The 26,006-nt window shown below is 73.9% G+C and carries 25 protein-coding genes, 3 pseudogenes and 1 riboswitch; of the genes and pseudogenes, 15 read left to right on the top strand and 13 right to left on the bottom strand.

From position 1 onward, the window contains the following. Positions 1-283: acetate--CoA ligase family protein (locus tag IEZ31_RS35005; RefSeq protein ID WP_190254355.1), on the top strand; the 283-nt coding region annotated here is incomplete at its 5' end. Positions 284-363: 80 nt separating this feature from the next. After that, on the top strand, positions 364-1,503 hold the full coding sequence (locus IEZ31_RS35010; RefSeq protein WP_229836116.1) for a thiolase C-terminal domain-containing protein: 1,140 nt from the start codon (positions 364-366) through the stop codon (positions 1,501-1,503). Between the two features lie 6 nt (positions 1,504-1,509). Here IEZ31_RS35010 and IEZ31_RS35015 read toward each other — a convergent pair whose 3' ends face one another. The 3 genes from IEZ31_RS35015 to IEZ31_RS35025 all read right to left on the bottom strand — a co-directional run bounded on the left by IEZ31_RS35015 (position 1,510) and on the right by IEZ31_RS35025 (position 3,590). Continuing rightward, entirely contained in the window at positions 1,510-2,091 is a 582-nt protein-coding gene (locus IEZ31_RS35015) for a TetR/AcrR family transcriptional regulator (RefSeq protein ID WP_190254357.1), read from the bottom strand. Between the two features lies 1 nt (position 2,092). Continuing rightward, on the bottom strand, positions 2,093-2,830 hold the full coding sequence (locus IEZ31_RS35020) for an SDR family NAD(P)-dependent oxidoreductase (RefSeq protein ID WP_190254426.1): 738 nt from the start codon (positions 2,828-2,830) through the stop codon (positions 2,093-2,095). Between the two features lie 151 nt (positions 2,831-2,981). Further along, a complete protein-coding gene (locus IEZ31_RS35025) occupies positions 2,982-3,590 on the bottom strand; it encodes a TetR/AcrR family transcriptional regulator (RefSeq protein ID WP_229836117.1) in 609 nt (202 codons plus the stop codon). A gap of 57 nt (positions 3,591-3,647) precedes the next feature. On the opposite strand from IEZ31_RS35025, the gene IEZ31_RS35030 reads away from it, so the two are divergent. Beyond that, positions 3,648-4,652: a hypothetical protein gene (locus IEZ31_RS35030; RefSeq protein WP_190254358.1), complete on the top strand. Its 1,005-nt coding sequence runs from the start codon at positions 3,648-3,650 to the stop codon at positions 4,650-4,652. On the opposite strand, the gene IEZ31_RS35035 is transcribed toward IEZ31_RS35030, so the two are convergent. Beyond that, a complete protein-coding gene (locus IEZ31_RS35035; RefSeq protein WP_190254359.1) occupies positions 4,642-5,676 on the bottom strand; it encodes an alpha/beta hydrolase in 1,035 nt (344 codons plus the stop codon). The two genes, IEZ31_RS35030 and IEZ31_RS35035, sit on opposite strands and share 11 nt — an antisense overlap. 110 nt (positions 5,677-5,786) lie before the next feature. On the opposite strand from IEZ31_RS35035, the gene IEZ31_RS35040 reads away from it, so the two are divergent. Both IEZ31_RS35040 and IEZ31_RS35045 read left to right on the top strand, forming a co-directional pair. Then, entirely contained in the window at positions 5,787-8,750 is a 2,964-nt protein-coding gene (locus tag IEZ31_RS35040; RefSeq protein ID WP_190254360.1) for an FtsX-like permease family protein, read from the top strand. After that, positions 8,747-11,674 carry an FtsX-like permease family protein gene (locus IEZ31_RS35045; RefSeq protein ID WP_190254361.1) on the top strand — a complete coding sequence of 976 codons (2,928 nt, stop codon included), beginning with the start codon at positions 8,747-8,749 and terminating at the stop codon, positions 11,672-11,674. The genes IEZ31_RS35040 and IEZ31_RS35045 overlap by 4 nt, the downstream gene beginning before the upstream one ends. Positions 11,675-11,687: 13 nt before the next feature. Here the strand turns inward: IEZ31_RS35045 and IEZ31_RS35050 are convergent, their stop codons facing one another. Continuing rightward, positions 11,688-11,861 carry a hypothetical protein gene (locus IEZ31_RS35050; protein ID WP_190254362.1) on the bottom strand — a complete coding sequence of 58 codons (174 nt, stop codon included), beginning with the start codon at positions 11,859-11,861 and terminating at the stop codon, positions 11,688-11,690. A gap of 114 nt (positions 11,862-11,975) precedes the next feature. Here IEZ31_RS35050 and IEZ31_RS35055 point away from each other — a divergent pair, with 114 nt between their 5' ends. After that, positions 11,976-14,519, top strand: a complete 2,544-nt coding sequence (locus tag IEZ31_RS35055; RefSeq protein ID WP_190254363.1) for a chitinase C-terminal domain-containing protein — start codon at positions 11,976-11,978, stop codon at positions 14,517-14,519. 9 nt (positions 14,520-14,528) lie between these two features. On the opposite strand, the gene IEZ31_RS35060 is transcribed toward IEZ31_RS35055, so the two are convergent. Then, complete coding sequence (locus IEZ31_RS35060) at positions 14,529-14,873, bottom strand: STAS domain-containing protein (RefSeq protein ID WP_190254364.1); 345 nt, start codon at positions 14,871-14,873, stop codon at positions 14,529-14,531. 199 nt (positions 14,874-15,072) lie between these two features. On the opposite strand from IEZ31_RS35060, the gene IEZ31_RS35065 reads away from it, so the two are divergent. Further along, positions 15,073-15,618, top strand: coding sequence for a hypothetical protein (locus IEZ31_RS35065; protein ID WP_190254365.1), 546 nt, complete (start codon positions 15,073-15,075; stop codon positions 15,616-15,618). On the opposite strand, the gene IEZ31_RS35070 is transcribed toward IEZ31_RS35065, so the two are convergent. Further along, positions 15,594-16,304: a TetR/AcrR family transcriptional regulator gene (locus IEZ31_RS35070; protein WP_229836121.1), complete on the bottom strand. Its 711-nt coding sequence runs from the start codon at positions 16,302-16,304 to the stop codon at positions 15,594-15,596. The two genes, IEZ31_RS35065 and IEZ31_RS35070, sit on opposite strands and share 25 nt — an antisense overlap. Before the next feature lie 58 nt (positions 16,305-16,362). Here IEZ31_RS35070 and IEZ31_RS35075 point away from each other — a divergent pair, with 58 nt between their 5' ends. Both IEZ31_RS35075 and IEZ31_RS35080 read left to right on the top strand, forming a co-directional pair. Next, the gene (locus tag IEZ31_RS35075; protein ID WP_190254366.1) at positions 16,363-17,064 is read left to right on the top strand and encodes an N-acyl homoserine lactonase family protein; all 702 of its coding nucleotides are present in this window, start codon (positions 16,363-16,365) and stop codon (positions 17,062-17,064) included. Beyond that, entirely contained in the window at positions 17,061-17,315 is a 255-nt protein-coding gene (locus tag IEZ31_RS35080) for a protein-tyrosine phosphatase family protein (RefSeq protein ID WP_190254367.1), read from the top strand. Before IEZ31_RS35075 ends, IEZ31_RS35080 begins: the two co-directional genes overlap by 4 nt. A gap of 3 nt (positions 17,316-17,318) precedes the next feature. On the opposite strand, the gene IEZ31_RS35085 is transcribed toward IEZ31_RS35080, so the two are convergent. Next, positions 17,319-18,290 (bottom strand): GlxA family transcriptional regulator, encoded by a 972-nt coding sequence (locus IEZ31_RS35085; protein WP_190254368.1) that lies wholly within the window; start codon positions 18,288-18,290, stop codon positions 17,319-17,321. 95 nt (positions 18,291-18,385) lie between these two features. Here IEZ31_RS35085 and IEZ31_RS58940 point away from each other — a divergent pair. Both IEZ31_RS58940 and IEZ31_RS58945 read left to right on the top strand, forming a co-directional pair. Beyond that, positions 18,386-18,658 (top strand): annotated as a pseudogene (locus IEZ31_RS58940) (alcohol dehydrogenase catalytic domain-containing protein); the annotation flags it as partial. 290 nt (positions 18,659-18,948) lie between these two features. Beyond that, positions 18,949-19,311, top strand: coding sequence for a zinc-binding dehydrogenase (locus tag IEZ31_RS58945; RefSeq protein ID WP_308429461.1), 363 nt, complete (start codon positions 18,949-18,951; stop codon positions 19,309-19,311). On the opposite strand, the gene IEZ31_RS35095 is transcribed toward IEZ31_RS58945, so the two are convergent. The 5 genes from IEZ31_RS35095 to IEZ31_RS35115 all read right to left on the bottom strand — a co-directional run bounded on the left by IEZ31_RS35095 (position 19,308) and on the right by IEZ31_RS35115 (position 23,585). Further along, positions 19,308-19,640 carry a DUF3817 domain-containing protein gene (locus tag IEZ31_RS35095; protein WP_190254369.1) on the bottom strand — a complete coding sequence of 111 codons (333 nt, stop codon included), beginning with the start codon at positions 19,638-19,640 and terminating at the stop codon, positions 19,308-19,310. The two genes, IEZ31_RS58945 and IEZ31_RS35095, sit on opposite strands and share 4 nt — an antisense overlap. Positions 19,641-19,718: 78 nt before the next feature. Then, positions 19,719-20,042: a hypothetical protein gene (locus tag IEZ31_RS35100; RefSeq protein WP_190254370.1), complete on the bottom strand. Its 324-nt coding sequence runs from the start codon at positions 20,040-20,042 to the stop codon at positions 19,719-19,721. A gap of 102 nt (positions 20,043-20,144) precedes the next feature. After that, a complete protein-coding gene (locus IEZ31_RS35105) occupies positions 20,145-20,939 on the bottom strand; it encodes a hypothetical protein (RefSeq protein ID WP_190254371.1) in 795 nt (264 codons plus the stop codon). A gap of 206 nt (positions 20,940-21,145) precedes the next feature. Next, positions 21,146-22,126, bottom strand: coding sequence for a C40 family peptidase (locus IEZ31_RS35110; protein ID WP_190254372.1), 981 nt, complete (start codon positions 22,124-22,126; stop codon positions 21,146-21,148). Positions 22,127-22,132: 6 nt separating this feature from the next. Next, positions 22,133-22,279, bottom strand: a riboswitch (cyclic di-AMP (ydaO/yuaA leader). A gap of 121 nt (positions 22,280-22,400) precedes the next feature. Continuing rightward, complete coding sequence (locus IEZ31_RS35115) at positions 22,401-23,585, bottom strand: MFS transporter (RefSeq protein WP_190254373.1); 1,185 nt, start codon at positions 23,583-23,585, stop codon at positions 22,401-22,403. 136 nt (positions 23,586-23,721) lie between these two features. Here IEZ31_RS35115 and IEZ31_RS35120 point away from each other — a divergent pair, with 136 nt between their 5' ends. From IEZ31_RS35120 to IEZ31_RS59510, 4 genes and pseudogenes are all read left to right on the top strand, one after another. Beyond that, positions 23,722-24,057, top strand: coding sequence for an HPF/RaiA family ribosome-associated protein (locus IEZ31_RS35120; RefSeq protein WP_190254374.1), 336 nt, complete (start codon positions 23,722-23,724; stop codon positions 24,055-24,057). Between the two features lie 10 nt (positions 24,058-24,067). Beyond that, positions 24,068-24,409, top strand: coding sequence for an RBBP9/YdeN family alpha/beta hydrolase (locus tag IEZ31_RS35125; protein ID WP_268241714.1), 342 nt, complete (start codon positions 24,068-24,070; stop codon positions 24,407-24,409). Continuing rightward, a pseudogene (locus IEZ31_RS35130) lies at positions 24,406-24,756 on the top strand (ADP-ribosylation/crystallin J1); the annotation flags it as partial. The gene IEZ31_RS35125 and the pseudogene IEZ31_RS35130, both read left to right, overlap by 4 nt. 494 nt (positions 24,757-25,250) lie before the next feature. Beyond that, positions 25,251-25,967: pseudogene (locus IEZ31_RS59510) on the top strand (GNAT family N-acetyltransferase); the annotation flags it as partial. Between the last annotated feature and the right edge of the window lie 39 nt (positions 25,968-26,006).

Genomic DNA, 26,006 nt, shown 5'->3' on the forward strand with positions numbered 1-26,006 from the left:
GGTGCTCGCCGAGGCGCTGCGCGACACCGTGTGGCGCGGGCTGCCGGTGTCGCCTGACGAGATCGGCCGGATGCTCGGCGAGCTGCGCGGCCGGGCCCTGCTCGACGGCGTCCGCGGGATACCGCCCGCCGACCGGGAACGCCTCGTCGCCGCGATCGCCGCCGTGACCCGGGCCGGGCTCGGCCTGCGGGGGCAGTTCGAGGCGCTGGAGATCAACCCGCTGTTCGTGCGGGGCGACGTCGTCGAGGCGCTCGACGCGCTCATCGTGCGGGGTGCGGCATGACCGGTCCGGAGCGAAGCGGAGGGGCCGGTCATCATGGGTTCAGTTTGGAAGGCATGCGGCCGGAGCGAAGCGGAGGCGGCATGACGCGCGCGGTGGTCGCCGGGATCGGGTCGACCCCGCTGTACCGCGCCTCCGGCCGGACCGTGCTGGACATGGCCCTCGATGCCGTGCGCGCCGCCGTGGCCGACGCCGGCCTGGAGGTGCCCGAGGTGGACGGCGTGCTGACGTACGGGCTGAACGACACCATCGCGGTGCAGTACCTCATCGAGGGCCTGGGCCTGCCGAGCGTCCGCTGGCACAACGACATCGCCGGCGGCGGCTCGCAGAGCGCGTCGATCCTCGGCGACGCGGCCCGCGCGGTCTCGTCCGGCGCCGCCCGCACCGTCGTCGTCTTCCGCTCGCTCAACGGCCGCACCGGCAAGCGGCTCGGCCAGAGCGCGCTGCGGGTCGGCGACGGCGCCGAGGAGGAGTTCGTCGCGCCCTACGGCATGCGCGGTCCGGTCCACCTGTTCGCGATGGTCGCGCGCCGCTTCCTCCACGAGCGGGGCCTGGACGAGCAGGACACGGCGGCGGTGGTACTGCGGTCCCGTGCCAACGCGTCGCTCAACGAACGCGCGACCCGCCGCGACCCGATGACGCTGGACGAGTACCTGGCGAGCCCCTTCGTGGCCGCCCCGCTCCGCCTGGTCGACTGCTGCCAGGAGAACGACGGCGCGGCGGCGGTGGTCATCACGTCGCTGAACCGCGCCCGGTCCTCGGGCCACGCCCCGGTCCTGATCCGGGCGGCCGAACGGGCGGGCGGCCCGGGCTCGTCGAACATCGCGCGCGCCGAGGACGGCTCCCGCCTGTTCTCCTCCTACGTGGCGCCGGTGATCTACTCGGCGGCCGGCCTGGGCCCGTCCGACGTGGACGTGTCCCTGCTCTACGACGCCTACGCGCCGCTGCAGCTGCAGCAGATGGAGGACTTCGGCCTGTGCGCCCCGGGTGAGTCCGGCTCGCTGGTCCGCTCGGGCGAGACGGCCCCGACGGGCAGGGTGCCGGTGAACCCGCACGGCGGCCTGCTGTCGGAGGGTTCGCTGCACGGCTTCAACAACGTCCTGGAGGCGGTGCGCCAGCTGCGCGGCGAGGCCCCCGCGAACCAGGTCCCGGGCGCGCGGACGGCGCTGGTGGCCGGCTTCGGCGGCAGCTACGGCAGCGCCGCGATCCTGCAGACCGCCTGACCCCCGTCAGCCGCGCAGGCCGTCCAGCAGCAGCGACAGGAACTGCTCGGCGAGCCCCGTTGCGGGGCGGGACCAGCGGGCGGCGGCGCAGATGCCGTCGCGGACGAAGCGGTACGTCATGTGCTCGTCGATGTCGGGGCGCAGCTGACCGGTCGTCTTGCCGCGCTCGATCACCGTCGACCAGAGGTGCTCGATCTCTTCCTCGCGCTCGACCAGGTGGGCGAACCGGGGCAGCCGGGCGAGGTGGTGGCGCTCGCTGTGCAGCACCAGGCCGGCCGCCCGGTGCTTCTCGACGGCGGCGAAGGCGGCCGCGACCAGACGGGCCAGCGTCGCCGGGGCGTCGCCGCCCTGGGCGACGACGTTGCGGTACGCGATGGTGAGCTCATCGAGATAGCTCGACAGCATCTCGTCGATGAGGGTCTCTTTGGAGTCGAAGTAGTGGTACAGGCTGCCGGAGAGGACGCCCGACGCGTCGGCGATGTCGCGCACGGTCGTGGCCCGGTAGCCGCGCTCGGCGAAGAGATCGCGGGCCACCGCCAGCACGGCCTCACGGCGCGCGTGGTACGGCGCCTTCTCCCGGTTGCGCATCTCACGACATCGTCATGCCACCGCTGGCGCTGAACACCTGCCCGGTGAGATAGCTCGCCCGGGGGGTGCACAGGAAGGCCACCAGGCCCGACACGTCCTCGGGGTCGCCGATGCGCCGCTGGGGCACCAGGCGGACCATCGTCTCCAGCAGCGCCGGCTTCTCCTTGGCCACCGAGCGCAGCAGCGGGGTGTCGACCATGCCGGGGCAGACGACGTTGGAGGTCACGCCGAACCGGGCCGTCTCGCGGGCCAGGGACTTGGCCAGGCCGAGGAGGCCGGCCTTGACCGCGGAGTACACCACCTCGCCGCCGGCGCCGACCCGCGCGCTGTCCGAGGAGATGAACACCGCGCGGCCCCAGGTGCGCTCCACCATGGCCGGCACGAGCAGGCGGCTGAGCAGCATCGGCCCGCGCAGGTTGATCCGCCACAGGCGGTCCCAGTGGGCGGGGTCGCTCTCGGCGAACCGCTCGACCTTCGTGATACCACCGTTGTTGACGAGGATGTCGACCGGCCCGGCCTCGGCGGCGCAGCGCTCGATCGACGCGGCGTCGTCGAGGTCGACCCCGACGACGGCCGCGTCGGGCAGCCCGGCCGCGACGTCCTTGGCACCATCGACGTCGATGTCGGCGATCACCACCCGGGCGCCGCATTCGGCCAGGTCACGGCAGATGGCCGCGCCGATCCCGCCGGCCCCTCCGGTGACGAGCGCGGTCCGTCCATCCAGCGACAACCCATACATCGATCCCACCGGCTCATCTTACGGATGAACCAAACGCTTGTTCAAGAGTGATGACCATCTCGGCCTGTTTTCCTGGGGCAGCCGTGAACAAACCGTCAGCGGCCGGCGCGGTGTCCGTCAACGTTGGCCGGCTCGGCAAGCGCCGCGCGACTCACCGGTCCACCGCGTCGAGGGCCGGCCGCAACGGCGCCAGCGCGGTGCGGAGCAGGTCCTCCAGGGATCCGGCCGGCACCACGAAGCCGGGCAGCGGCTCGGTCGCGGCCTGCAGCCAGTGCCGGATCGCCACCTTCACGGCGGCGCCCACGGCCGCGGCCAGGGCCGCGGCGGCCAGCCGGTCCAGGCCCGGCGCGCGGGCGGCGACGGCGTCGGTGAGCGGGTCCTCGATCGCGGTGACGGTGTCGACGTAGCAGGCACGCAGGGCCGGACTGCCGGTGATCATCAGGAGCGAGTCGCGGGCCGGTTCGGCGTACTGCGCCACGATCGCCGCCACGACCGCCTCGGCCAGGCCGTCCGGGTGGCGGGCGACGGCCGCCGCGAGCTGCGTGGAGCGCTCCGCCGTCACGGCGGCGACGATCGCCTCCTCGCGGCTGGAGAAGTAGTTGTTGTACGTGCGGGGCGACACCCCCGCCGCCTCGGCGATGTCGTCGACGCGGACGTTCTCGGGCCCGCGCTCCAGGGCGAGCCGCAGTGCCGCCGAGCGCAGCGCCTCCCGGGTGGCCTGCTTCTTCCGCTCCCTCAGCGACACGCTCCAGTCTGGCACGTTCCCTGCGGTCACGCAAAATTGCGTGCACGCAAGTTTTAGCGGTACCGTCGAATCATGCGAGCCAAGGGCATGACCTATGACACCGGTTTCGTCCAGGACGGCCGGAACTCGATCGAGCACCTCGACCCCGACCTGGTTCAGCGCGAGCTGAGCATCATCCGCGACGACCTGCACTGCACCGCCGTGATGCTGGTGGGCGGCGACGCTTCCCGGCTGGAGTGGGTCGGTCGGACCGCCGCTGCACTCGGCCTGGAGGTGTGGCTCGCGCCGTACCCCCTGGACCGCACACCCGACGAGATCCTGGCGCTGTTCGTGGACTGCGCCGAGCGAGCCGAGCGGCTGCGGGCGGCGGGCGCCGAGGTCGTGCTCGTCGCGGGTGTGGAGCTGAGCCTCATGAACCGCGGCTTCCTGCCCGGCGACCACATCGAGGAGCGCCTGGCCGGGTTGTTCACCGACCGCGCCCGCATCGCCGCCGGGTCCGCGGTGCTCAACGGTTTCTTCGGTACCGCCGTGCCCGCGATCCGGCGCCACTTCGGCGGCCGGCTGACCTACGCGGCGATCCAGTTCGAGGGCATCGACTGGGACCCGTTCGACATCGTGACGTACGAGCTGATCCGCTCCGCGGAGGTGGCCGACCGCTTCCGCACGGGCGTGCGCACCCTGGCGGCCCAGCCCAAGCCGCTCGCCATCACGGGCTTCGGCACCGCAACCTGGCGCGGCGCCGGCGACGTGGCCCCGCGCAGCATGGAGATCCTCAAGGACGGCCGCATCGACGGCCACTACGAGCGCGACGAGGCCGGCCAGGCCGCGTACCTCGGCGAGCTGCTCGACATCTTCGCGGAGGAGGGCGTCGACAGCGCCTTCGTCCACCTCTTCGCGCTGCACAACCTCCCGCACCGCCCGGACGGCGACCCGCGCGACGACCTGGACCTGGCGAGCCTGGGCATCGTGAAGGTGTACGAGGACCGCACGGGCACGACGTACCCGGACCTGCCGTGGGAGCCCAAGGAGGCGTTCGCGGCGATCGCCGCCCGCTACGGCGCGGAGCTCACGGGCTGAGGCGGTGGGACAGCCAGGCCAGGGCCAGCGGGTAGCGGTACTCGATGCCGCCGTGGCCGGCCGGGAACAGTTCGAAGTGGACCAACTCGGGCGGGACGCCGGCGGAGCGCACGGCGGCGTTGAAGGCCGCGGCGCCGAAGTCCAGGTAGTACTCGTCGCGGGTGCCGGCGTCGATCCACAGCGCCCGCATCGACCGTAGTGCGTCGCGGTACCGCGGCTGTGCGGCCATCACGACCGGGTCCCGGTCGAGCCAGCGCTGCCACACCTCCGGGACCACCGCGCCGTGCGCGTCGAACGGCAGGTGCACGGTGCCGTCCTCGTCGGCGGAGTACGCGGCCGCGTAGCCGTACACCTCCAGCAGCTCCATGTCGTCGCCCGACGGCGGCAGCGTGCGGGAGCGGAACGCGGTGAGGAAGGCGTCGTACGAGCCGTCGTGCTGGTCGCGCAGCTTGCGGGCCACGGCCGGGAACGCGGCGCGGTGGCACACGTCGAAGTGGGCGTCACCGGCGTGGGTCGCGAAGGCGCCGAACACGTCCGGGCGCAGCATCGCCGTGACCATCGCACCGTAGCCGCCGCTCGACTTGCCGGAGACGGCGCGGTGGTCGCGGTCGGCGAGGGTGCGGTAGCGGGCGTCGACCCACGGCACGACCTCGTCGCAGAGGTACGTCTGGTAGCGGCCGGTCGCGGGCGAGTCGAGGAACTGGCTGCCGCCGTAGGAGGTCCAGGCGTCGACGTAGACGATGATCATCGGCTGCGCCTCGCCGCGGGCGAAGGTGGCGTCGGCCAGTTCCGGGTACGGCTGGCGGAACGGGGACCGGTTCCACCACATCGCGAGGTGTCCGGTGTACCCCTGCAGCACGAACACGGCCGGGTAGCGCCGCTCGGGGGCGTCGTCGTAGCCGGGCGGCAGCTGAACGTACAGCGGCCGCTCGTGCGGGTCGCCGAGCGGGTTGCCCCGCAGGACGGCGCTGTCGACGACGTGGCGCTCGACGCGGCCGGCGAGCTCGGCGGACCAGGGCAGCATGCGGCCAGCCTAGCCAGTCCGCCCAACCTACGGGCCGCCTTTTTACGGGTCCCGAAATAGGGGTAACCTACGTCGATCGACGGAGCTCGAAAGTCGTACGGGGAGGCGGCGTGCTTCGACTCGTGTTCGGCGCCCTGCGCAGGCGCAGGGCGCAGGGGCTGGCGGTCCTGGTGCTCACCGTGCTGCTGTGCGCGGTCGCCGCCGCCGGGCCGCTGTACACCGCCGCGGCCGGCGGGCGGGTCGCCGCGGCCGACCTCGCCGAGGCGCCGGCGCCGCAGCGGCTGTTGTCGGTGCACCGGTCCGCGCCGACCGGCGGCGACCCGGCCACGGCACTCGACGGCTTCCGGCGGGAGGTCGAGGCGCTGCTCCCGGGCGAACACGGCGCGGTCCTCGGGCTGACCCAGACGCTCACCGCCGACACCGGCGGGTTCGGGCGCATGGTCCCCGTCGCGTACCGCGACGGCGCCTGCCCGAGCATGCGCCTCGCCGGCGACTGCCCGGCCAGGGCGGGCGAGGCCGCGGTCAGCGCGCACACCGCGAACGCGCTCGGGCTGCGGGCCGGCGACGAGCTCGTCCTGCGCAGCCAGCCGGGCGCGCCCAAGGTATCCCTGAGAGTCACCGCCACCTATGAACGGCAGGACCCCGGCGGCGCCTGGTGGGCCGACCCGCTGTTCGGGCCGGGCCACATCGTGGCGGGCGAGGAGACGCTCGACCCCGTGTTCGTCCCGCTGGAGACGTTCGCGGGCGACGTGCTCGACGGGCCGACCGCCGTCTGCACCGTGCCCGTCACCAAGGCGCTGATCGACCGGCTCGACGTCGTCAGCACCACGCTGCGGGAGGCGGGGTTCGACACCGAGGCGCCGTCCGGGGCGCTGCTCGACCGCATCGCGGAGGACCAGGCCGCGACCGCCGACGGCGTGCTCGCCGGCTGGGTCGAGGCGCTGACGCTGTGCCTGCTCGCGCTCGGCATCGTCGGGCGGCACACCGCGCAGGACCGGCGGCCGGACCTCGCGCTGCTCAAGCTGCGCGGCGCCACCCGGCGGCGGATGCTGCGGCTGGTCCTGTGGCAGCACCTGCTGCCGGTGGCCGCCGCGTTGCCGGCCGGGCTGCCGCTCGGCTGGGCCGTCGCCCGGCTCGCGGCCGGCGCGCCCGCCCCCGCCGACCGGCTGCCGGCCGCGGCCGTGGCCGCCGGGATCGCCGCCGGGGCGGGGCTGGTCGTGCTCGTGCTCGTGGAGGTACCGCTGCTGCGAACGCCCGTCGCGGGGCTCCTGCGCCGCTCGGCCGCGCCCGGTCGCCGGTGGGCAGGGGCGCTCGTCGACGTGCTGCTCGTCGCGCTGGCCGGGGCGGCCCTGGTGCAGGCGCGGTCCGGCACCGGCAACGGCGTCGGGCTGGTCGCGCCGGTGCTCGCGGCGCTCGCCGTGGCCGGGCTGCTCGCCCGCGTGGTCACCGCGCTCGCCGGGCAGGCCGGCCGCGCCGCGCTGCGCACCGGGCGGCTGCCGCTGGCGATGGCCGCGCTGCAGTACCACCGGCGGGCGGGCATCGACCGCATCTTCGCGCTCGTCGCCGTCGCGGTCGCGCTGCTCGGGCTGGCCGCGTCCGGGTACGCCGCCGCCGGCCGGGCCCGGGCCGAGCGGACCGCCGCCGAACTCGGCGCCGACCGGGTGTTCACCGTGCGGGCGGCCAACCAGAGCGTCCTGCTGTCGGCGGTCCGCGCGGCCGACCCCGGCGGCCGGCAGGCGATGGCGGTCGCCCTCGACCGCGGCGCGGTCCCGCCGGTGCTCGCCGTGGACACCGCCCGGTACGCCGCGGTGACCGGCCGGCCGCTGTCTCTTCCGCCGGCACTCGACAGCGACCCGCCCGCGGTCGACGGCGACGAGCTCACCGTCCGCGCCGTCAACGACTCCGGCGGGCCGCTGCGCCTCACCGTCCAGCTCGTCCACGCGACGAACGGCGCCACGGTCCGCGTGGTCCTCGGTCCGCTGGACCCGGGCGAGCACGAGGCGACGGCGCCGGTCGACGGCTGCGCGACCGCGCCCGGGTGCCGGATCGTGAGCCTGGCCCTCGCCGGTCCGTCCGATGTGGACGGTGCGCCGGGGCCGGCGCCCGCCGGGGCCGGGCTGAGCGTCCGCGCGCTGCGGCAGCACGCCCGCACGGTGCTCGACGGCGGGCGGCTCGGCGACCCCCGCTACTGGCGGTCCGCGCTGAGCGGGCCGGTGATCGTCATCGCGCCGAAGGCGGGCGCCCTGACGCTGCGGGTGCCGCGGCCGGCGTTCGACGGCGACACGGCGGTCCCCGACGCGCGGGCCTTCGCGGTCGACACCCGGCTGCCCGTCCCGGCCCTGCTCGCGGGGCAACGACCGCACGCGTGGAACTTCGGCGACGCACTGTTGTCGATGTTCGGGGCTTCGGCGGTACCGCTGGATCTCACGCGAACCGGAGCACTCCTTCCCGTGCTCGGGCCGGCCGGGGTGGTGCTCGACCTGGCGACCCTCCAGCGGGCGCTGCCCGACCTGGTCAACCCGGGCGAGCTGCAGGTGTGGCTGGCGCCGGGCGCGCCCGCGGGCGCCATCGCCGGCCGGCTCGCCGCCGCCGGGGTGGAGCTGCTCGGCAGCGAGACGGCGCGGGAGCACGAGCGGCGGCTGGCCACGCACGGTCCCGCGTTCGCGGCGCTGTTCCGGCTGCTCGCCGCGGCCGCGGGGCTGCTGCTCGCCGCCGTGGCGTCCGCGGTCGCGGTCACCGTGGAGCAGCGGGTGCGCGCCCGCGAGGTGCGGGCCATGCGCACCCAGGGCCTGGCCGCCCGGGTCGCGGTGGGCGCCGGCGTCGGCGGCCAGCTCGCGCTGCTCGGCCTGGCGACGCTGGGTGGGCTGGTCACGGCCGTGGTCGTCGGCGCGGCCGTCGGCGAGCCGATCCCGGTGTTCGTGGACGGCTGGCGGCTGACGCAGCCGCCGCCGGCCTTCCAGCCGGTCGCCCTGGCCGCCGCCGGGCTGCTGGCCGTCCTGGTCCTCGGCGGGGTGTCCGCCGGGGTGCTGCTGTCCTGGACGCGGGGCGTCCTTCGCGAGGGAGCCGGGCGATGATCGAGCTGATCCTGCAGATGCTGCGCACCCGCCGCGGCCAGGCGATCGCCCTCGGGCTGCTCGGCCTGCTCGCCGTCGGGGCCGCCGTCGCGGTGCCGGCCTACATGCGGGCGGTCGACGTGCAGGTGGTCCGGGGCGAGGTCGCCGACGCGAGCCCGGCCGAGCGCACGCTCACCGTGTCGACGCTGACCGCCCCGGGCGGCGCGGACCCGGCCGGGTTCGAGGCCCTCACCAGCGTCCTGCTCGACGACGTGCCCGGGCTCGCACCGGTGTACTCGGTCGAGTTCGCCACCAAGAGCGTCGAGCCCGACCGCAGCTCGCGGGTCATCTTCCGGCAGGGTGTCTGCGCCCATCTCGGCTGGGTCGCCGGGCGCTGCCTCATCGGCTCCGGCGAGGTGGTCATCGGCGCGGAGACCGCGCAGCGGCTGCGCCTGTCGACCGGCGACGACCTCCTGCTGTCCGAGGCCGGGGTCACCGGCGAGCCGAAGCCGCCGGTGACGGTCACCGTCGTCGGCATCTACACGGTGCGGGCGCCCGGCGAGACGTACTGGGCCGGCCACAACTACTTCGCCCCCGACGCCACCGGCCGCAAGGGGGAGCCGGTCTTCACCGGCGCCGCCACCATGGAGCGGTTCGATCCGCAGGTCGCGTACCTCACCGTCGACGCGGAGGCGCCGCCGTCCGCGTTCGACCGGCTCGACGACCTGCGGGCCCGGCTCGACGGGCTGCAGGGGCAGGCCGCGGAGACCGCGCCGGGGCTGAGGGTGCAGACCGGCATCCCGGACCTCGCCGACCGGGTCGAGCGCAGCCGGGCGGTCGCGCGGCAGACGGTGCCGATCGGCGCGGTGCCGCTGGTCCTGCTCGCCTATCTCACGCTGTACCTCGCCGTCGACTACGGCACCGAGGGCCGCCGCCGCGAGCTGGCGGTCGTGGCGCTGCGCGGCGCGCGCTGGTGGCACCGCTGGCTGCTGGTGTCCGGCGAGCCCTTCGCCGCGATCGTGGCCGGCGCCGCGGCCGGGTGCGTCGCCGGGCAGCTGGCGGTGAGCGCGCTCGTCGCGTGGCGCCTGCCCGGCGCCGGCGCCCCGGGCCTCGGCACCGACACTCTGCTGTACGCCGGGGCGGCCGCGGCCGGCGCGCTGCTCGTCGCGCTGCTCGCCCAGCGCCGCCACCTGCTCAGCCCGGTCACCGAGCTGCTGCGGCGGGTCCGCTCGCGCGCCGGCGCCGCCGGCGTCGTGGTGTTCGTCGTGCTGGCCGTCCTCGCCGCGACCACCGTCGTGCAGCTGTTCCTCACCGACGGCCAGCTCGCCGGCGTCGGCCTGCTCGCGCCCGCGCTGGCCATCGGCGCGCTCGCCTACGCCTGCTCGTGGCTGCTCGCCCCGGCCGCCCGCGCCGCCGGCCGGGCCGCGCTGCGCCGGGGCCGCCTCGACCTCGCGCTGGCCGCACTGCAGCTGGGCCGCCGGCCGGCCGCGCAGCGGATGATGCTGCTGCTCGTCGCGTCGGTCGCCGTGCTCGGGTACGCGGTGAGCGCCGCCGACGTGGCCCGCCAGGACCGCGAGCTGGGCGCCCGGATCGGCACCGGTGCGCCGCGGGTGGTGTCGCTCGCCCCGGTGAGCCGGCACGAGCTGCTGCGCGCGGTACGGGCGGCCGACCCGTCCGGCGAGTTCGCGATGGCCGTCGCGCAGCTGCCGGGCGGCGGCCTGGCGGTGGACTCGGCCCGGCTGGCGGCCGTCGTCGACCTCCTTCCCGAGTACGGCGCTCTGGAGCGCGTGGCGGACCTGCTGCACCCGCCCGCCCACGCCCCGGTTGTGTTCCCGTCCCGGGAGGTGTCGCTCGACGCCGTCGTGTCGGGCATCGACCCCGGCGAGCGGGTCCGGCTGCGCCTGGTGCTCGCCTCGCTCAGCGGCCCCGACACGACGACGCTGGACTTCGGCCTGCTCGACAACGGCCCGCACACGTTTACCGAGCGCGAGCGCATGTGCGACGGCGGCTGCCGCCTCGCGGGCATCGGCCTGAGCAGGGACGGGACCGGCGGCGCCGCCGACGCCACCCTGACGCTGCGCTCCCTGTCGGGCGCAGACCTGTTCGACGCGACTCGCTGGCGCGTGAGCGGCGCGTCGGTGACCGCCTCGGGCGACGGCCTGCGCCTCTCGGTCGCCGGCCTGGTCGACTCGCCCGCGTGGCTGCAGCCGGCCGACGCCCCCTACCCGCTGCCGGCCGTCTCCGCCGGCCCGCCGGGCGCCCAGGTCGACGGCCTGGACGAGCGCGCGGTGCCGGTCCGCACTGTCGGGACCTTCGCCGCCCTCCCCCGCGTCGGTACCGCCGGCACGCTGGTCGACCTGGAGTACGCCGACCGGCTGTCGGTCGACGCCGGGGTGGCCCGGTCGCCCGAGGTGTGGCTGAACGCGGCCGCCCCGCCGGACGTCCTGGACCGGCTGGCGGCGGCCGGCCTCTGGGTGACCGGCGAGCGGACGGCCGGCTCGGTCCGCGACCGGCTGGACCGCCAGGGCCCGGCGCTGTCGTTGTGGTTCCACCTGTGCGCGGGTGTGCTGGCCGTGGTGCTGGCGGCGGGGGGCATCGGGCTGATCGCGGCGGTGGACCGCGCGGACCGCTCCGCCGACCGCGCGGCGCTGCGGATCCAGGGCCTGCCGCGCGACACGGTCCGCCGGGCCGCGCTCTGGACCTATCCGGCGCTGGTGGTGGCGTCGGGCGTGTGCGGCCTGGCCGTGTCGCTGGCGGTGTGGCGGCTGACCGGGTGGGCGCTGCCGGTGTTCGGCTCGACGACCGACCTGCCGCCGCTGCCGTCCCCGCGCTGGCCGGCGACGGCGGCGCTGCCGCTGAGCTGGCTGTTCGGCGTGGCCCTGCTGCTGGCGGTCGCGCTGCGGGTCGGCGGTGCCGGTTCCGCCGCCCGGCGGCAGGCCACCTGAGGCGGACGCCCGCTCATTCCGTGCGGATGATGCCGCCCCCTGCGGTGGACCGCTTGGGCCGGGGTTCGCCGAGGAGGTCCTGGCCCGGTTCGAGGACCAGGCGAGGCGCAAGCCCGACAGCCATCACCGCCGCGAGCGCCGGTAGCCGGAACTCGTCGCGGACCGCGGCGATCGAACGCGTCGTCACGCGTGCAGCGTCTACCTTTCGGCAGCCATAACAACCCTTGCGTTCATCGCATCGATACCGCTATACCTTTAGGCACTTTACTGTTAACTTTATTAACGGTTGGCGGAGGGTTCTATGCGACGACGCGCCCTGCACCTCTTGTCCGCCGCGACGGCCGCGCTGGTGGCCGGATCCGCGGCCTTCTTCGTGGCGACGGCCAACGCGGAGGTCGACCACGCGGCCTGCCGGCCCGACGGGCTCTACCAGACGCCCGGCGTCACGGTCCCCTACTGCGACAAGTACGACACGAACGGCCGCGAGACGCTCGGCGCCGACCACGGCCGGCGGATCATCGGCTACTTCACCAGCTGGCGCACCGGCAAGAACGGCGCGCCGGCCTACCTCGTCAACCAGATCCCGTGGGACAAGATCACCCACATCAACTACGCGTTCGCGCACGTGGACGGCGCGAACAAGATCTCGGTCGGCACGCCGACGGCCGCCGACAACGTGTCGACGAACATGACGTGGCCGGGGGTCGCCGGGGCCGAGATGGACCCCGCCTACTCGTACACCGGGCACTTCAACCTGCTCAACAAGTTCAAGAAGCAGCACCCCAACGTCAAGACGCTGATCAGCGTCGGCGGCTGGGCGGAGACCGGCGGCTACTTCGGCGACGACGGCAACCGGGTCGACTCCGGCGGCTTCTACCGCATGACGACGACCTCCAGCAACACGGTCAACACGGCCGGCATCAACACCTTCGCCGACTCCGTCGTCAGCTTCCTGCGCACCTACGGCTTCGACGGCGTGGACATCGACTACGAGTACCCGACGTCGAACAACAAGGCCGGCAACCCGCTCGACTTCGCCCAGGCCGACGCCAAGCGGGCCGGGCTCAACGCCTCATACCACGTGCTCATGAAGACGCTGCGCGAGAAGCTCGACGCCGCGTCCGCCGCGGACGGCAAGTACTACATGGTGACCGTCGCCGCGCCCGCCTCCGGCTGGCTGCTGCGCGGCATGGAGTCCTACCGGGCGCTGCAGTACCTCGACTACGTCAACATCATGTCCTACGACCTGCACGGGGCGTGGAACCACTTCGTCGGCCCGAACGCGGCGCTCTACGACAACGGCGACGACGCGGAGCTCGCGGCCGGCGGCGTGTACGGGGCTTACCAGAACATCGGCTACCTCAACACCGACTGGGCATACCACTACTTCCGCGGCGCCATGCAGTCCGGTCGCATCAACATCGGCGTGCCGTACTACACCCGCGGCTTCCGCGGCGTCACCGGCGGTACCAACGGATTGTGGGGCCGGGCGGCACTGCCGGACCAGACGAAGTGCCCGGCCGGCACCGGCGGCACCGTGGGCTCGACCACGCCGTGCGGCAACGGCGCCGTGGGCATCGACAACCTGTGGCACGACACGGAGCTCAACGCCGAGGTGCCGGCGGGGGCCAACCCGATGTGGCACGCGAAGAACCTGCAGGACGGGCGGGCCGGCAGCTACCTCGAGGCGTACGGCCTGACGCCGGCGACCGACCCCGAGGACCGGGTGAGCGGCACCTACGTCCGCAACTACTCCAGCGCGCTGGTCGCGCCGTGGTTGTGGAACGCGCAGAAGCAGGTCTTCCTGTCCACCGAGGACGACCAGTCCATCGGCGTCAAGGCCGACTACGTGGTGAACAAGGGCATCGGCGGCGTGATGATCTGGGAGCTCGCCGGCGACTACGCCTGGAACGCCACGCGCGGCGAGTATTACATGGGCAACACGATGACGACCGTCCTCTACGACAAGTTCAAGACGGCCGCCCCGTACGGCGCGAAGAAGGCCAACATCACCCTGCCGACCGCGACGCTGAACGTCGGCGTGCAGGTCAGCGGCTTCGCGCTCGGCGACAACAACTACCCGATCAACCCGGAGCTGCGGCTCGTCAACAACACCGGCGCGCCGATCCCGGCGGGCGCTCAGCTGGAGTTCGACTACCCGACCACGACGCCCGGCACGCTCGGCCAGCAGTCGGGCTGGGCGCTGACCGTCGTCTCGACCGGCCACACCGGCAGCAACGTCGGCGGCCTCAAGGGCGACTTCCACCGGGTCCGGCTGACGATCCCGTCGGCCATCGCGGCCGGCTCGTACGCCGAGGTCACCCTGAACTACCAGCTGCCGATCTCGGGCCCCTCGAACTTCACGCTCGCGTTCGGCGGCCAGACCTACGCGCTCGCGGCCGACTACGCCCGGGGCGGCACCGCGCCGACGACCTCCCCGACGACGTCGACCAGCCCGTCGGGCGGGACCTGCACGGCGCCGGCGTGGTCGTCGACCACCGTCTACACGGGCGGCAACCTGGTGTCGTACAACGGCCGCACCTGGAAGGCCCAGTGGTGGACGCAGGGCGACACGCCCGGCACCAACGCGGTGTGGGTCGACCAGGGCGCCTGCTCCGGCACCTCACCGTCCGCGTCGGCATCGGCATCGGCGTCCGCCTCACCGAGCGGCTCCACCGGCACCGGCTGCGCCGGGCTGCCGGTCTGGAACTCCACGACCGCCTACAGCGGCAACACGGTCGTGCAGTACAACAACCGCAAGTACCGCGCGAAGTGGTGGACGCAGGGCGAGAACCCGTCCACGTCGGGTCAGTGGGGCGCCTGGGAGGACCAGGGCGCCTGCTAGACGCTCCCCTCAGGCGGCGCCGTTCGCGGCGCCGCCTGAGGGGCGCATCGGTCGCAGGTCGTCGGCCAGGCCGCGGGCCCGCAGCTCGTCGCGGACGGCCGGGCTGGCGGCCTGCAGGGCCAGCCGGCAGCGCAGCTGGTCGGCGGCCCGGCGCACGGCCAGCAGCACACCGAGGCCGCCCGCGCCCATCGCCGTCACCATGCTCAGGTCGAGCAGCAGATCGCTCGGGAACGCGGCCAGCGCGGTGGCGAGGGCCTGGTGGAACGTGCCGGCGGTCTCCTGGTCCAGTTCGCCGCGCAGCAGCAGGATGATCTGCCCCGCGGCTCGTCGTTGTACCTCGAACGACAGCCCCATGCCACGAGCCTCCCACGCGGCCCGGCCCCTCCGGATCGGCGCTTCGGGTTTTCTGCGCCCCCCGAAGGCCAGGACTCGGCGTCCTGCGCGCGGGATCAAGGCCTCCCTTATGGCGAAGATTCTGATGATTGTCGATCACATTCGCCCGACCGTACAGTCTGTACACAGAGTCCTACCGAACGTAACTCGGGAGGGTCGGATGAAGATCGACATTCGCACGGATCTCGTCGGTGAGCAGCTCGAACAGGCGTGGCACCGCTACGACACCGCATTCCGTCATCTCAATGCGCTCACCGTCCAGCGGCACCTGATGTACCGTAGCGAGTTCGACGACGTCATGACCGACACCCGCGTCGAGAAGTGGCTCGCCTACTCCGACGACGGCGTCCTGCTGGGCCTCGCGACGTACACCAACCAGCTCAGCGCCTGGCCACTCATCTCCCCCGAGTACTTCGCCCGGCGCTGGCCGGCGCACTACGCGGACAACCGGATCTGGTATTGCGGCTTCGTCGCGGTGCCCGGCCACGAGCAGGGCGTGTTCACGAAGCTCATCGAGGCGATGTACCGCCACGCCGAGGAGCACGACGGCGTCATCTCCCTCGACATCTGCCGCCACAACATGGAGACCTACCGCCTGGACCGCGCGATCGGCGTGTGGCTGCGCCGCATCTCGGGCGGCCGGGTCCGCTGCGAGGCGGCCGACAGCCAGACCTTCATGACCTACGAGACCGCCCCGGCGGCATGATCCGCTCCATACGCGTGGGCTGACGCGGAGAGCGCGTCGAAGGCCCCGGCCGACGCGCGCCGGGCCCGGCCCGGGTCGCCGCCGGCGAGGTCGACGACCGTCCGGTGCAGGGCGAGCAGCACGGCGGCCAGGAGATCGGGCATGGGGTCGTCGCCCGCGCCCTCTGCTCGCACGGCGCCGGCGAGGGCGTCCTGGAGCCGCCGGTACATGCCGCGCTCGGCCGCCTGCAGGCCCCGGCTGGCCGCGATGGCGGCGAAGTAGCGCCGGGTGGCGGCCTCGGCCCGCGCGTCGAGGAGGAACTCGAGTTCGCCCTCGTGCCACTCCCGGAACGCGGCCACGATCCCGGCGCCGGCCTTGCGTTCGACGATCGCGGCGACGAGCGATTGCTCGACGGCGTCCGCACGGTCGAAGAAGAGCTCCTCCTTCGACCGGAAGTAGTTGAACACGGTCCCGACAGCGACGTCGGCCGATGCGGCGATGTCGGCGACGGTCACCGCCTCGAAGCCTCGGGCCGCGAACAGCTCGGTGGCCGCATCGCTCAACGCCTGGCGCGTCCGCTCCTTCTTGCGCGCCCGCAGCCCCGGCTCCGCGCGTCCTCGCCCGTCCGCGGGCGCCTGCTCCTGCATGCCGTCGCGCTCCTGCCGCCCGCCGCCAGCTCTCCCGTGCGCTCGCGCACCCGCCTCCACACCCCCAGCATAGATGAGGGTGTGCAATTTTGTAGTCGCTCATGTTTAGACTCGGTCCATGACTGACGTGGTGGAACTGACCCTGCTCCGGTTCGGAACGGTGCGCGGGGTCGGCGTGCCGATCGCCGGGTACCTGCTGCGGCTGCGCGACGGCCGCCGCATCCTGGTCGACACGGGGTGCGCCCGCGAGGCGCTGACCGACCCGGAGTCGCACTTCGTCGTGGCCTCGGACGACTACGTCGTCGGCCGGCTCGAGACCCTCGGCCTGACGCCGGCCGACATCGATACGGTGATCGTGAGCCACTTCGATCCCGACCACGCCGGCGCGAACGACGAGTTCCCGCACGCGGAGTTCGTGGTACAACGGGCGCAGTACGATCATGCCCGGGAGTCGGGCCTGTTCCGGTACACCTGGATCCGGCAGCATTGGGATGACCCGAGGCTGCGGTATCGCCTGCTCGACGGCGACACCGAGCTCGCGCCGGGCCTGACCCTGCTGGAGTCCGGCGGCCACGTGCCCGGCCACCAGGCGGTCCTGCTGGAGCTCCTGGAGACGGGCCGGATCCTCCTGGCGGGCGACGCCTGGATGCGCGACACCGACCCGGACACCCGGCCGATGAGCCCGTTCGACCTGGACGAGCCGGCGACCCGCCGCTCCCAGCGCCGCCTGGCCGACCTGGCCCGCACCCACGACGTGACGCTCGTGATCCACAACCACGACACCGCCCAGTGGGCGACCCTCAGGGAGTCCTATCGATGATGCGCCCGGCACTGTACACAGTGGACACCGACGGCCCCGGCCGGCTCAGCACCCACGTCGTCGCGCACTGCCGCATCGGCATCGGCCGCGCCTCGCTGCTCGCGGCGGGCATCCTGGCGCTGACGGGGGTCCCGCCCGAGCGGGCCTGGCCCCTCATCGAACGCGCGCGCGGCCTCCCGGTCCCGGACACGCCGGAGCAACGCGCCTGGCCGGCCGAGCTTCTGGCCCGCTCGCGGTTGCGGGCGCCGTGAAGATCAGGCCGCCGTGCGGAACGTGTTGCGGTACGCCGTCGGGGAGACGCCGAGCGTCTCGCTCATGTGCAGGCGCAGGGACGCGGCCGTGCCGAAGCCCGCCTCGGCCGCGACGCGATCCACCGGCAGGTCCGTCGTCTCCAGGAGGCGGCGGGCGTGCTCGACGCGCTGGCGGGTGAGCCACTGGACCGGGGTCAGGCCGACCTCCTCGCGGAAGCGGCGGGAGAACGTTCGCACGCTCGTCCGCGCGTGGGCCGCCAGCTCGGCCAGGCTGATCGGGCGGTCGAGGCGGCCCAGCGCCCACTGGCGGGTGGCCGACGTCGTCGCGGTGCTCGCCGGGGGGACCGGGCGTTCGATGTACTGCGCCTGCCCGCCCTCCCGCCACGGCGGCACGACGCACAGGCGGGCGACCCGGTTCGCGACGGCGCTGCCGTGGTCGCGGCGGACCAGGTGGAGGCAGAGGTCGACGCCCGACGCGACGCCGGCCGCGGTGAGGACCTCACCGTCGTCGACGAACAGGACGCCGGCGTCGACGACGACGCTCGGGAACGTGCGCTGGAAGTGCTCGGCGTCGTTCCAGTGGGTCGTCGCGCGGCGGCCGTCGAGCAGGCCGGCCGAGGCGAGCACGTACGACGCCGTGCAGATGGAGACGATCCGCGCGCCCGGCCGCACCCGGCCCAGCGCCGCCGCGACCTCGTCGGGCAGCCAGTCGCGCGGGCCGGTCGGCGCGCACACGAACGGCGGCAGGACCAGCGTGTCGGCGGTGTCGATCGCCTCCGCGCCGTGCTCGACGGCCACCGCGAAGTCGGCGCTGGTCGGCACCGGCCGGCCGTCGAGGCTGCAGGTCACGACCTCGTACAGCGGCGTGCCGTCCGGATCGGCGGCGGTGCCGAAGATGCGGACCGGGATGCTCAGCTCGAACGGGTAGACGCCGTCGAGGGCCAGGACCACCACGCGATGGGGCCGATGCGACATGGCCAGATCTTTGCACATCTTGGCGATCCGGCCACTCGAAGGTCGTCACGCCGATCGGCAGGGTTGAGGCACACCAACCCGGAAGGCAATCCACGATGCGCGCAATCGAGCAGGTCACGTTCGGCGGTCCAGAGGTGCTGCGACTGGTCGAGGTCCCGAAGCCCGAGCCCGGCCCGGGCGAGGTCCTCGTCCGCGTCCACGCCGCCGGCGTCAACCCGACCGACTACTGGCACCGCGCCACCGGCGGTCTCCTGGGCCGGCCGGTGCGGCTCGGCTGGGACGTCTCCGGCGTCGTCGAGGCGGTGGGCGTCGGCGTCGCCCTGCACCGGCCCGGCGACGCGGTCTTCGGCATGCCGCGCCTGCCCCAGCCGGCGGGGAGCTACGCGGAGTACCTCACCGCGCCCGCCCGCCACCTCGCGCCCAAGCCCGCCGCGCTGTCCCACGAGGAGGCGGCCGGCCTGGGCCTCGCCGGCCTCACCGCCTGGCAGGCCCTGGTCGACGTCGCCGACGTCCGGCCCGGCCGGCGCGTCCTGGTGCATGCCGCGGCCGGTGGCGTGGGTCATCTGGCGGTACAGCTGGCCAAGGCGCAAGGCGCCCACGTCTCGGCACCGCCCGCGCGGCCGGCCACGACTTCGTCCGCGGGCTGGGCGCCGACGAGGTGCTGGACTACACGACGGCCGACTTCGCCGCCGAGCTGTCGGATGTGGACGTGGTCGTGGACCCGATCGGCGGCGAGTACGGCCCGCGCTCCCTGCGCACCCTCCGCCCCGGCGGCATCGTGGTCTCCCTCGCCTCACCCGCCGAGGCGGCCCTGGCCGAGGTGGCCACCGCCGACGGCAAGCGGGCCCGGTTCATGATCGTCGAACCGGACCAGGCGGGCCTGCGGGCACTGAGCGACCTGGTCACCGCCGGCCGGCTGCGCGTGGCCGTCGACACCGTGCTCCCGCTGGAGGAGGCGGCGAAGGCGCACGAGCTCGGCCAGTCCGGCCGCACCCGCGGCAAGATCGTGCTGACCGTCTAGACGGCTTCCTCGACGGCTTCCTCGACGGCTTGCCCGGCCGGCGCCGGCCGGCGGCGCGACAGCCACCGCTCGACGAGGAGCGTGGTGAGCGGCGGCACGGAGGCGGCGAGCGCCACGGCCGTGCGCACGAACGACCACCGCTCGGCGCGCGCCACCAGGAGCGTCGCCACCAGGTAGGCGACGAACAGCCCACCGTGCAACCGCCCGAACAGCCACACGCCCGCGTCGGTCACCTCGGCGACGTGCTTGAGGTACATGCCGATGAGGAGACCGGTCCAGGAGACGGCCTCGGCGAACGCGGTCAGGCGGAACAGGCGGTACAGCTGCATGACGACCGAGGATATCCACCCGGCGGGCGGAGCACCGCTCGCCGGGTGGCAGGCGTGGCGTGAACCACGCTCGGGACCTCAGCGGACGACGCGGCAGACCAAGGCGTCCGAGGTGCCGCGGACGGCGCTCATGACCACGTCGGCGGTGAGATACTTGCAGGCGAGGTACGGGTCGCCCGAGCCGACGTACGACAGCGGGCTCGAACCGGTGTAGCAGCGCAGGCCGGAGCTCTCGTAGAAGCCGATCCAGGCCGACGGGTACCGCGAGTGGCAGTAGTCGCCGATGGACAGTGGCCCGAAGGGCACGTCCACGACGGCCGCCTGCGCGGGCGACGCGAACGCGAACGTTCCCGCCAGCGCCAGCGCGGCGCCGGCGGCGAGGGTCATGAGACGACGAAACACGGTGCAACCTCCGCAAAACCTGGGGAAGAAGATCGCGGCGCCACACTCATCATCGGCGAGGAACGTTTCCACGACAATGGATGTCTTGCCCAGCCATGCGGGTCAGCGCTTCTTCCACGGCAGCCACGATCGCCGCGGTGCCCCGTCGATCGACCCGGTCAGAAACACCGTGCCGCCGACGACGCCGCCGGGGGGCGGCGGCGCGGCGTCCGCATCCGCCGGCAGGCAGACGACGGCCTCGAACCCGACGGTCCGCACCCGCGCCGCGACGAACCGCTGCCCGGTGGCCGCGACGGTGCGCACGTCGGCGCTCAGCACGACGCCGTGGAGCCGCGCGTAGGCCTCCGCCGGCCCGTCGCGGGCGAACTGCCCGTACGAGATGAAGGAGTCCGGGGCCATCCGCGGCGGCCACGGCCAGCCCCGCTCGGCGCAGTGCGCGGGCGCCGGGCCGGGGTCCTCGTTGCCGGGCGACAGCAGGCTGGCCTCCGACGCGGCGAACTCGGCCGCCGACGCGTGGACGGTCACGTCGACGCCGAGCGCGACGATGCTCGCCCGCCCGGCCTTCGGCAGGAAGTGCCGCTGCTCGAACTCCGCCGCGATCTTGGTGGCCAAGGTGCCGTCGGAGCCGAGCACGTCGGCGAGCGCCACATCGTCGTTGGCGGCACGGACCTGGGCCAGCGTCGCGCCCGGCTCGGCGGCGAACGTCGGCAGGAGGTCGACGACCGCGCCGCCCCGGGTCGCCACCGTGAGCCGGGCGCCGCTCGGGTCCTGCCAGCGGTACACGATGAGCTCACCACGCCGGCCCAGGACCTCGGCCGAGGGGAGCGCCGGCTCGATCAGGTCGTACAGGTCGCGCTGGTCGAGGGCCAGGCCCACGCATTCGAGGTTCGATGCCACGCGCAGACCCTAGAGGCCGGGTCGCGGATCACGCTCGGCATATTCGGCGCGGGCCGGGCGCGCGCTGAGTAGCGGTACTCAAAGCGGTCGGGTAGGCGTACCCATCCACCCGTCTCGAGCGTTGTGCACGATGGAGGCATGCGAACGACGACAACAGCGTGGGCCGGTCCGTCGAGGGGGCGGACCGGCCCACGTTGAAAAACCGTCTAGCCTGGTCGGCCGTAGCCGTACAGGGGGTCGACGTCGATCGGGGCGACCTTGACGACCGTGCGGCTGTTCGGGGCGTGGATGATCTGGTTGTTGCCGATGTAGATGCCCACGTGGCCCAGGCCGTTGTAGAAGACCAGGTCGCCGGGGGCCAGTTGACTGCGGCTGATGTGCTTGACCTTGCCCCACTGCTGGGCCGCGTTGTGCGGCAACGTGACGCCCGCCGCCTTCCAGGCCATCATCGTCAGGCCCGAGCAGTCGAACGTGTTCGGGCCCGCGGTGCCCCAGACGTACTTCTTGCCCAGCTGCGCCCAGGCGTAGGACACCGCCTTGCCCGCCTGGCCGGACACCGCCGGCGGCGGGCCGGGGTTGGTGGCCGGTGGCGCGGGCTTCTTCTTCGCGGCCTCCTCCGCGTTCACCTTGTCCTGCAGCGCGTCGAGCCGGGCGATGTCCGCCTCGATCTGCTTGCGCCGCGTCTCCAGCTCGCCCTTCTGGGTCTGCTGGGTGGTGAGCAGCGTGTTCAGCCGCTGCTGCTCGGCGTCGTAGGCCTTCTTCGCGGCCGTGAACGTGTCGAGCTCGGCCTGCTGGTTGTGCGAGATCTGCCGGAGGGTGCCGAGCTGGTCGACGAAGCCCTCCGACGACCCGGCGCCGAGCACCACCGACAGCGTCCGCAGGTGGCTGCCGGTCTTGTACGCCGACACCGCCACCTGCTCGACGTTGACCTGGGCCGCCGCCATCTGCGCCTGCAACGGGCGCAGCTTGGCGTCGAGGTCGGTCAGCGCCGCCTGGGTCGCGGTGAGGTCGCCGTTGACCTTGTTGTACTCCTCGACGATCAGCTCGACCTTGCGGTTGCCGTCGTCGATCTGGACCTGGATCTCGGCCGCCGTCGGGTCGGCGTGGGCGGCGCACGCAGGCGCCACGACCGCCGCCACGGTCATCCCGACGAGCAGGGAACGCAGGAGCGTTCTTCCGTTGGACACGGCGGATTCCTTCTTCCGGACCGCCTACCGGGTGAGCTGACGGGTTCGGGCGAGAGGAAGGCGCCCTACCGTGGCAGACACGCCACGGATTCACCCCGCGGGCGATCGCTCGCCCAGGTGGGTCCCCGGCTCGGCCGCCAGCGCCCGGGGGACGGGCGCCGGACCGCCGACTCGGCGGCGCCCGTCCGGGCCGCCTCGGCGAGGCGGCGACGCCCGGTCGGGCCAGCCAAACGTAACGGGAGCGTCTCAGGGGCGGTACCGCCCTAAGTCGTTCTTAATGTTCACCACAGGTGAGCACGACGGCCGACGCCGCGGCGACGAGGCCGGCCGCGACGAGGACCAGCCCCGGCAGCGGTACCGTCAGACTCCAGGCGAACAGGGCGGTCGCCACCGCCGGGACCCCCGCCTCGGCCAGGGCCGCGATCCCGGTCAGCGCACCCTGCACGGTGCCGTGCTCACTGTCGCGGGTCGCCGACGTGATCCACGTCTGCACCGCGGTGCCGCCCAGCGCCGCCACCGCGCCGAGCCCCATGAGCGGCACGATCCACCCCGGCCCGGCCAGTCCGAAGCCGGCGAGACTGATGGCTCCGGCCCAGGCCGAGACGATGGCCGCCCGGTGTACCCCGAGGCGCCGCACGTACGGGCCGGCGAGCGTGCCCGAGCAGAGGGCGCCGAGCAGCGCGCTGGCCGCCAGCACCGCGCCGACCTTCGCGGTGCCCCAGCCGAACCGGGCGATCATGACGAACGTCCAGGTCACCTGGTTGGTCATGCGGGCCACGTCGGACAGCAGGCGGGCGACCGTGAGGCGCCCGAGCCCGGGCCGGCGGGCCAGCGCGACGATCGCCCCGACCGGGTTGGCGACGGCCCAGGCGAGGCCGGTGGTCCGGTCGCCGGGGCGGGACTCGGGCAGCACGAACGCGCCGTACAGTGCGTTGGCCCCGGCCAGGCCGGCCGCGACGAGGAAGGGCAGCCGCAGGTCGACGGCGCCGAGCAGGCCGCCGATGACCGGCCCGGCGACGAACCCGACCGAGAACGCGGCCCCGACGTATCCGAACGCCCTGGGCCGCTGGTCCGGCGGCGTGACGTCGGCCAGGTAGGCGTTGACGACGGTCGTGGTGCCGGCGAGGGCCCCCGCCGCGGCGTGCGCGACGAGCATCGGCCCGGGCCCGCCGGCCAGGGCGTGGGCGAGGTAGTCCACGCCCAGCAGGGTGAGCGCGCCGATCAGGACGGGGCGGCGGCCGTAGCGGTCGGCGAGCCGGCCGAGCAGCGGCGCGGCCAGGAACTGGGTCACGCCGAAGCTCGCGCCGATCCACCCCGACCAGTGGGCGGCGGCGACCGGGTCGCCGGTGACGGCGGTCATGAGGCTCGGCACGACGGGCACGATGATGCCCAGCCCGAGCATGTCGATCACAACGGTGACCAGCAGGAACGCCAGGGCAGGCGGGCGGCGCAGGGACACGTGCTCCTCCGGGAGAGTGGGTGACCCCACCCGCCGGGAAGCACGGAGGATTACCGTATCGCGGCCGTCAAATGGTTTTTCGGTGCCGCGGTCCGGGGTACACGTTGATCGTCTGTTGCCGACTCGAGGAGGTCAGATGAGTGGCGTCGCCAACCCGGCCACGGTCGAGCAGTGCCTGCGCGTGGGTGCGGGGTTCACCCAGGGTGACCGGACCTGGATCGCGGAGCAGTTCGGCCCGCTGGACGCCCGCCTCGCGTCGTTCGACGCCGACGCGACGGAGCTGGAGATCTCGGTGAAGGACCGCCAGGCCCCCGGCCAGAAGGTCACCCTGGAGTGCTGGGTCCGCGGACTGGACAAGATCGTCACCACGTCCGCCGAGGACGACCTCCACGCGGCGGTGATGGACGTCCGCGACGACCTGCGCCGCCGCCTGACGGACGCCAAGACCCGCCGCGAGCCACGGAAGGGCTAGCCCCGGCGGCCTGACGGTGGCCGGGTGGGCGGCGCGGCACACCGGCCCGGTGCACAGTGCCCTGCTGGTGACCCCGCCGTACCTCGACCCGGCCTGGACCCCCGCCCCGGGCGAGGTGGTGAACGTCGTCATCGACCACGTGCCACGCTCGCCGCTGCCGTTCCGCGCGCTCCTGGTGGCCAGCCGCAACGACCCGATGACCACGTTCGAGCAGTTCGAGGCGTACGCACGCGACTGGGGCGCCGACCTCTACGACGCCGGCCCGGTCGGGCACCTGGACTCGACGGCGGGCTTCGACCCTGGCCGGAGGGCGAGCGCCTGGCCCGCTCCCTGGCGCCCTAGTGCATCATGATCGGCGTGTCCGACACGATGACCCTCTGGCGACCGACCGGGCAGGCCGAGCTCGACCTCGTGGCCGCGTCCGGCTGGCGCGAGTGGCCGCCACGGCTGGCGGACCAGCCGATCTTCTACCCGGTGCTGAACCGGTGGTACGCGACGAAGATCGCCCGCGAGTGGAACGTGCCCGCGGGCGGGGTGGGGCACGTGACGCAGTTCGCGGTCGAGCGGGCCCATCTTGAGCAGTACCAGGTGCAGCAGGTCGGCGGGCGGGACGTGCTGGAGTACTGGATTCCGGCCGAGCGCCTCGCCGAGTTCAACACGCACATCGTCGGGGCGATCGTCGCGGAGGCGGAGTACCGGGGGCCGGTCGACGACGAGGAGTTCACCACCCCGCTGCCCGCCGAGTGGCGCAGCTACCTGCAGGGCCCGTCGTGGTACCGCCGGGGATGGCTGACCGACGAAACCCACGTGTGGCTGAACAGCCCGCGCGAGATGCTCGAACTCCAAGCGGCGTGGGGCGACAGCACGGCGGCGCACCCCGGTATCGCCATCATCGGCGGCGACGGCGCACGGGCGCAGCTGGCGCTCGACCTGCGCCACGACCCCGCGCCGGTGATGCTGGTCGACATCGGCAGCAGCGGCTGGGACACGGCGGTCCCCCAGGCCCACGACGTCGGCGAGCTCATCGAGCGCATCGAGGACGGCACGTTCTCGTTCTCGTTCGCCGGATGATGCCGGAGCCGATGACGCAGCTGCAGCTGGCGCGGCTCGATCCCGGGGAGCTGTGGCGGCGGTTCGGTGCGCGGTTGTCGGCGCTGCCGCCGGACGGGTACCTGCGGTGCTTCGCGTTCACGATGGCCGAGTATCGCCGGCTGTACCTCGACGACGACCTCCCCTCGTCGGAGCGGCGGCTCGTCGACGACATCGTCGCGCTCACCGAGCGGGCGGCGGCCGGCGAACCCGTGGCCGAGGCCGCCGCGGCGCTGGACCGGCGGTGGAGCGCGGCGACCGGCGGCGACCGGCCCTACGCCGGGCCGCTGCCGATCGAGCTGTTCAAGGCCGGCCAGGCGGCGCTGTGGGAACTGCTGGACGAGGCGCACCGGTACGACTCGGCGGAGGACATCGGCGACGGCGCGCTCGGCTACGAGGACCCGCGCGACCAGCTCGCCAACACGCGGCTGCTGCTGCGGCTGCTGGACCGGGTGGCGGGCGGGCACACGCCCGTCGAGCCGGTCGCTGCCTCGCCGCGACCGCTGGCGGTCGCGCCGCTCGACATCACGCCGCCGTTGACGATCCGCCGGGCCGAGCCCGAAGACGTGCCCGCCGTGCTGGACCTGCTGGACGAGAGCGTCGCCTGGCTGCGGGGCAAGGGGCTGCAGCAGTGGCTGACCTGGCCCGACGACCAGCCCGCCACGTACCTCACGCGCCTGGCCGTGCGCCGTGGCCTGGCCGGCCGGGGCCTCGGCGCGCAGGTGCTCGACTGGGCGCGGGCCCACGCGCACCGGCACGGCAGCCGCTGGCTCCGCGTGCCGGCGTGGCCGGGCAACCCGCGGCTGCACGGGTACCTCCGCGGGCAGGGATTCCATCCATTGTGGACGATCGAAGCGCCG

The organism is Dactylosporangium sucinum, assembly GCF_014647515.1.
GTDB lineage: Bacteria > Actinomycetota > Actinomycetes > Mycobacteriales > Micromonosporaceae > Dactylosporangium > Dactylosporangium sucinum.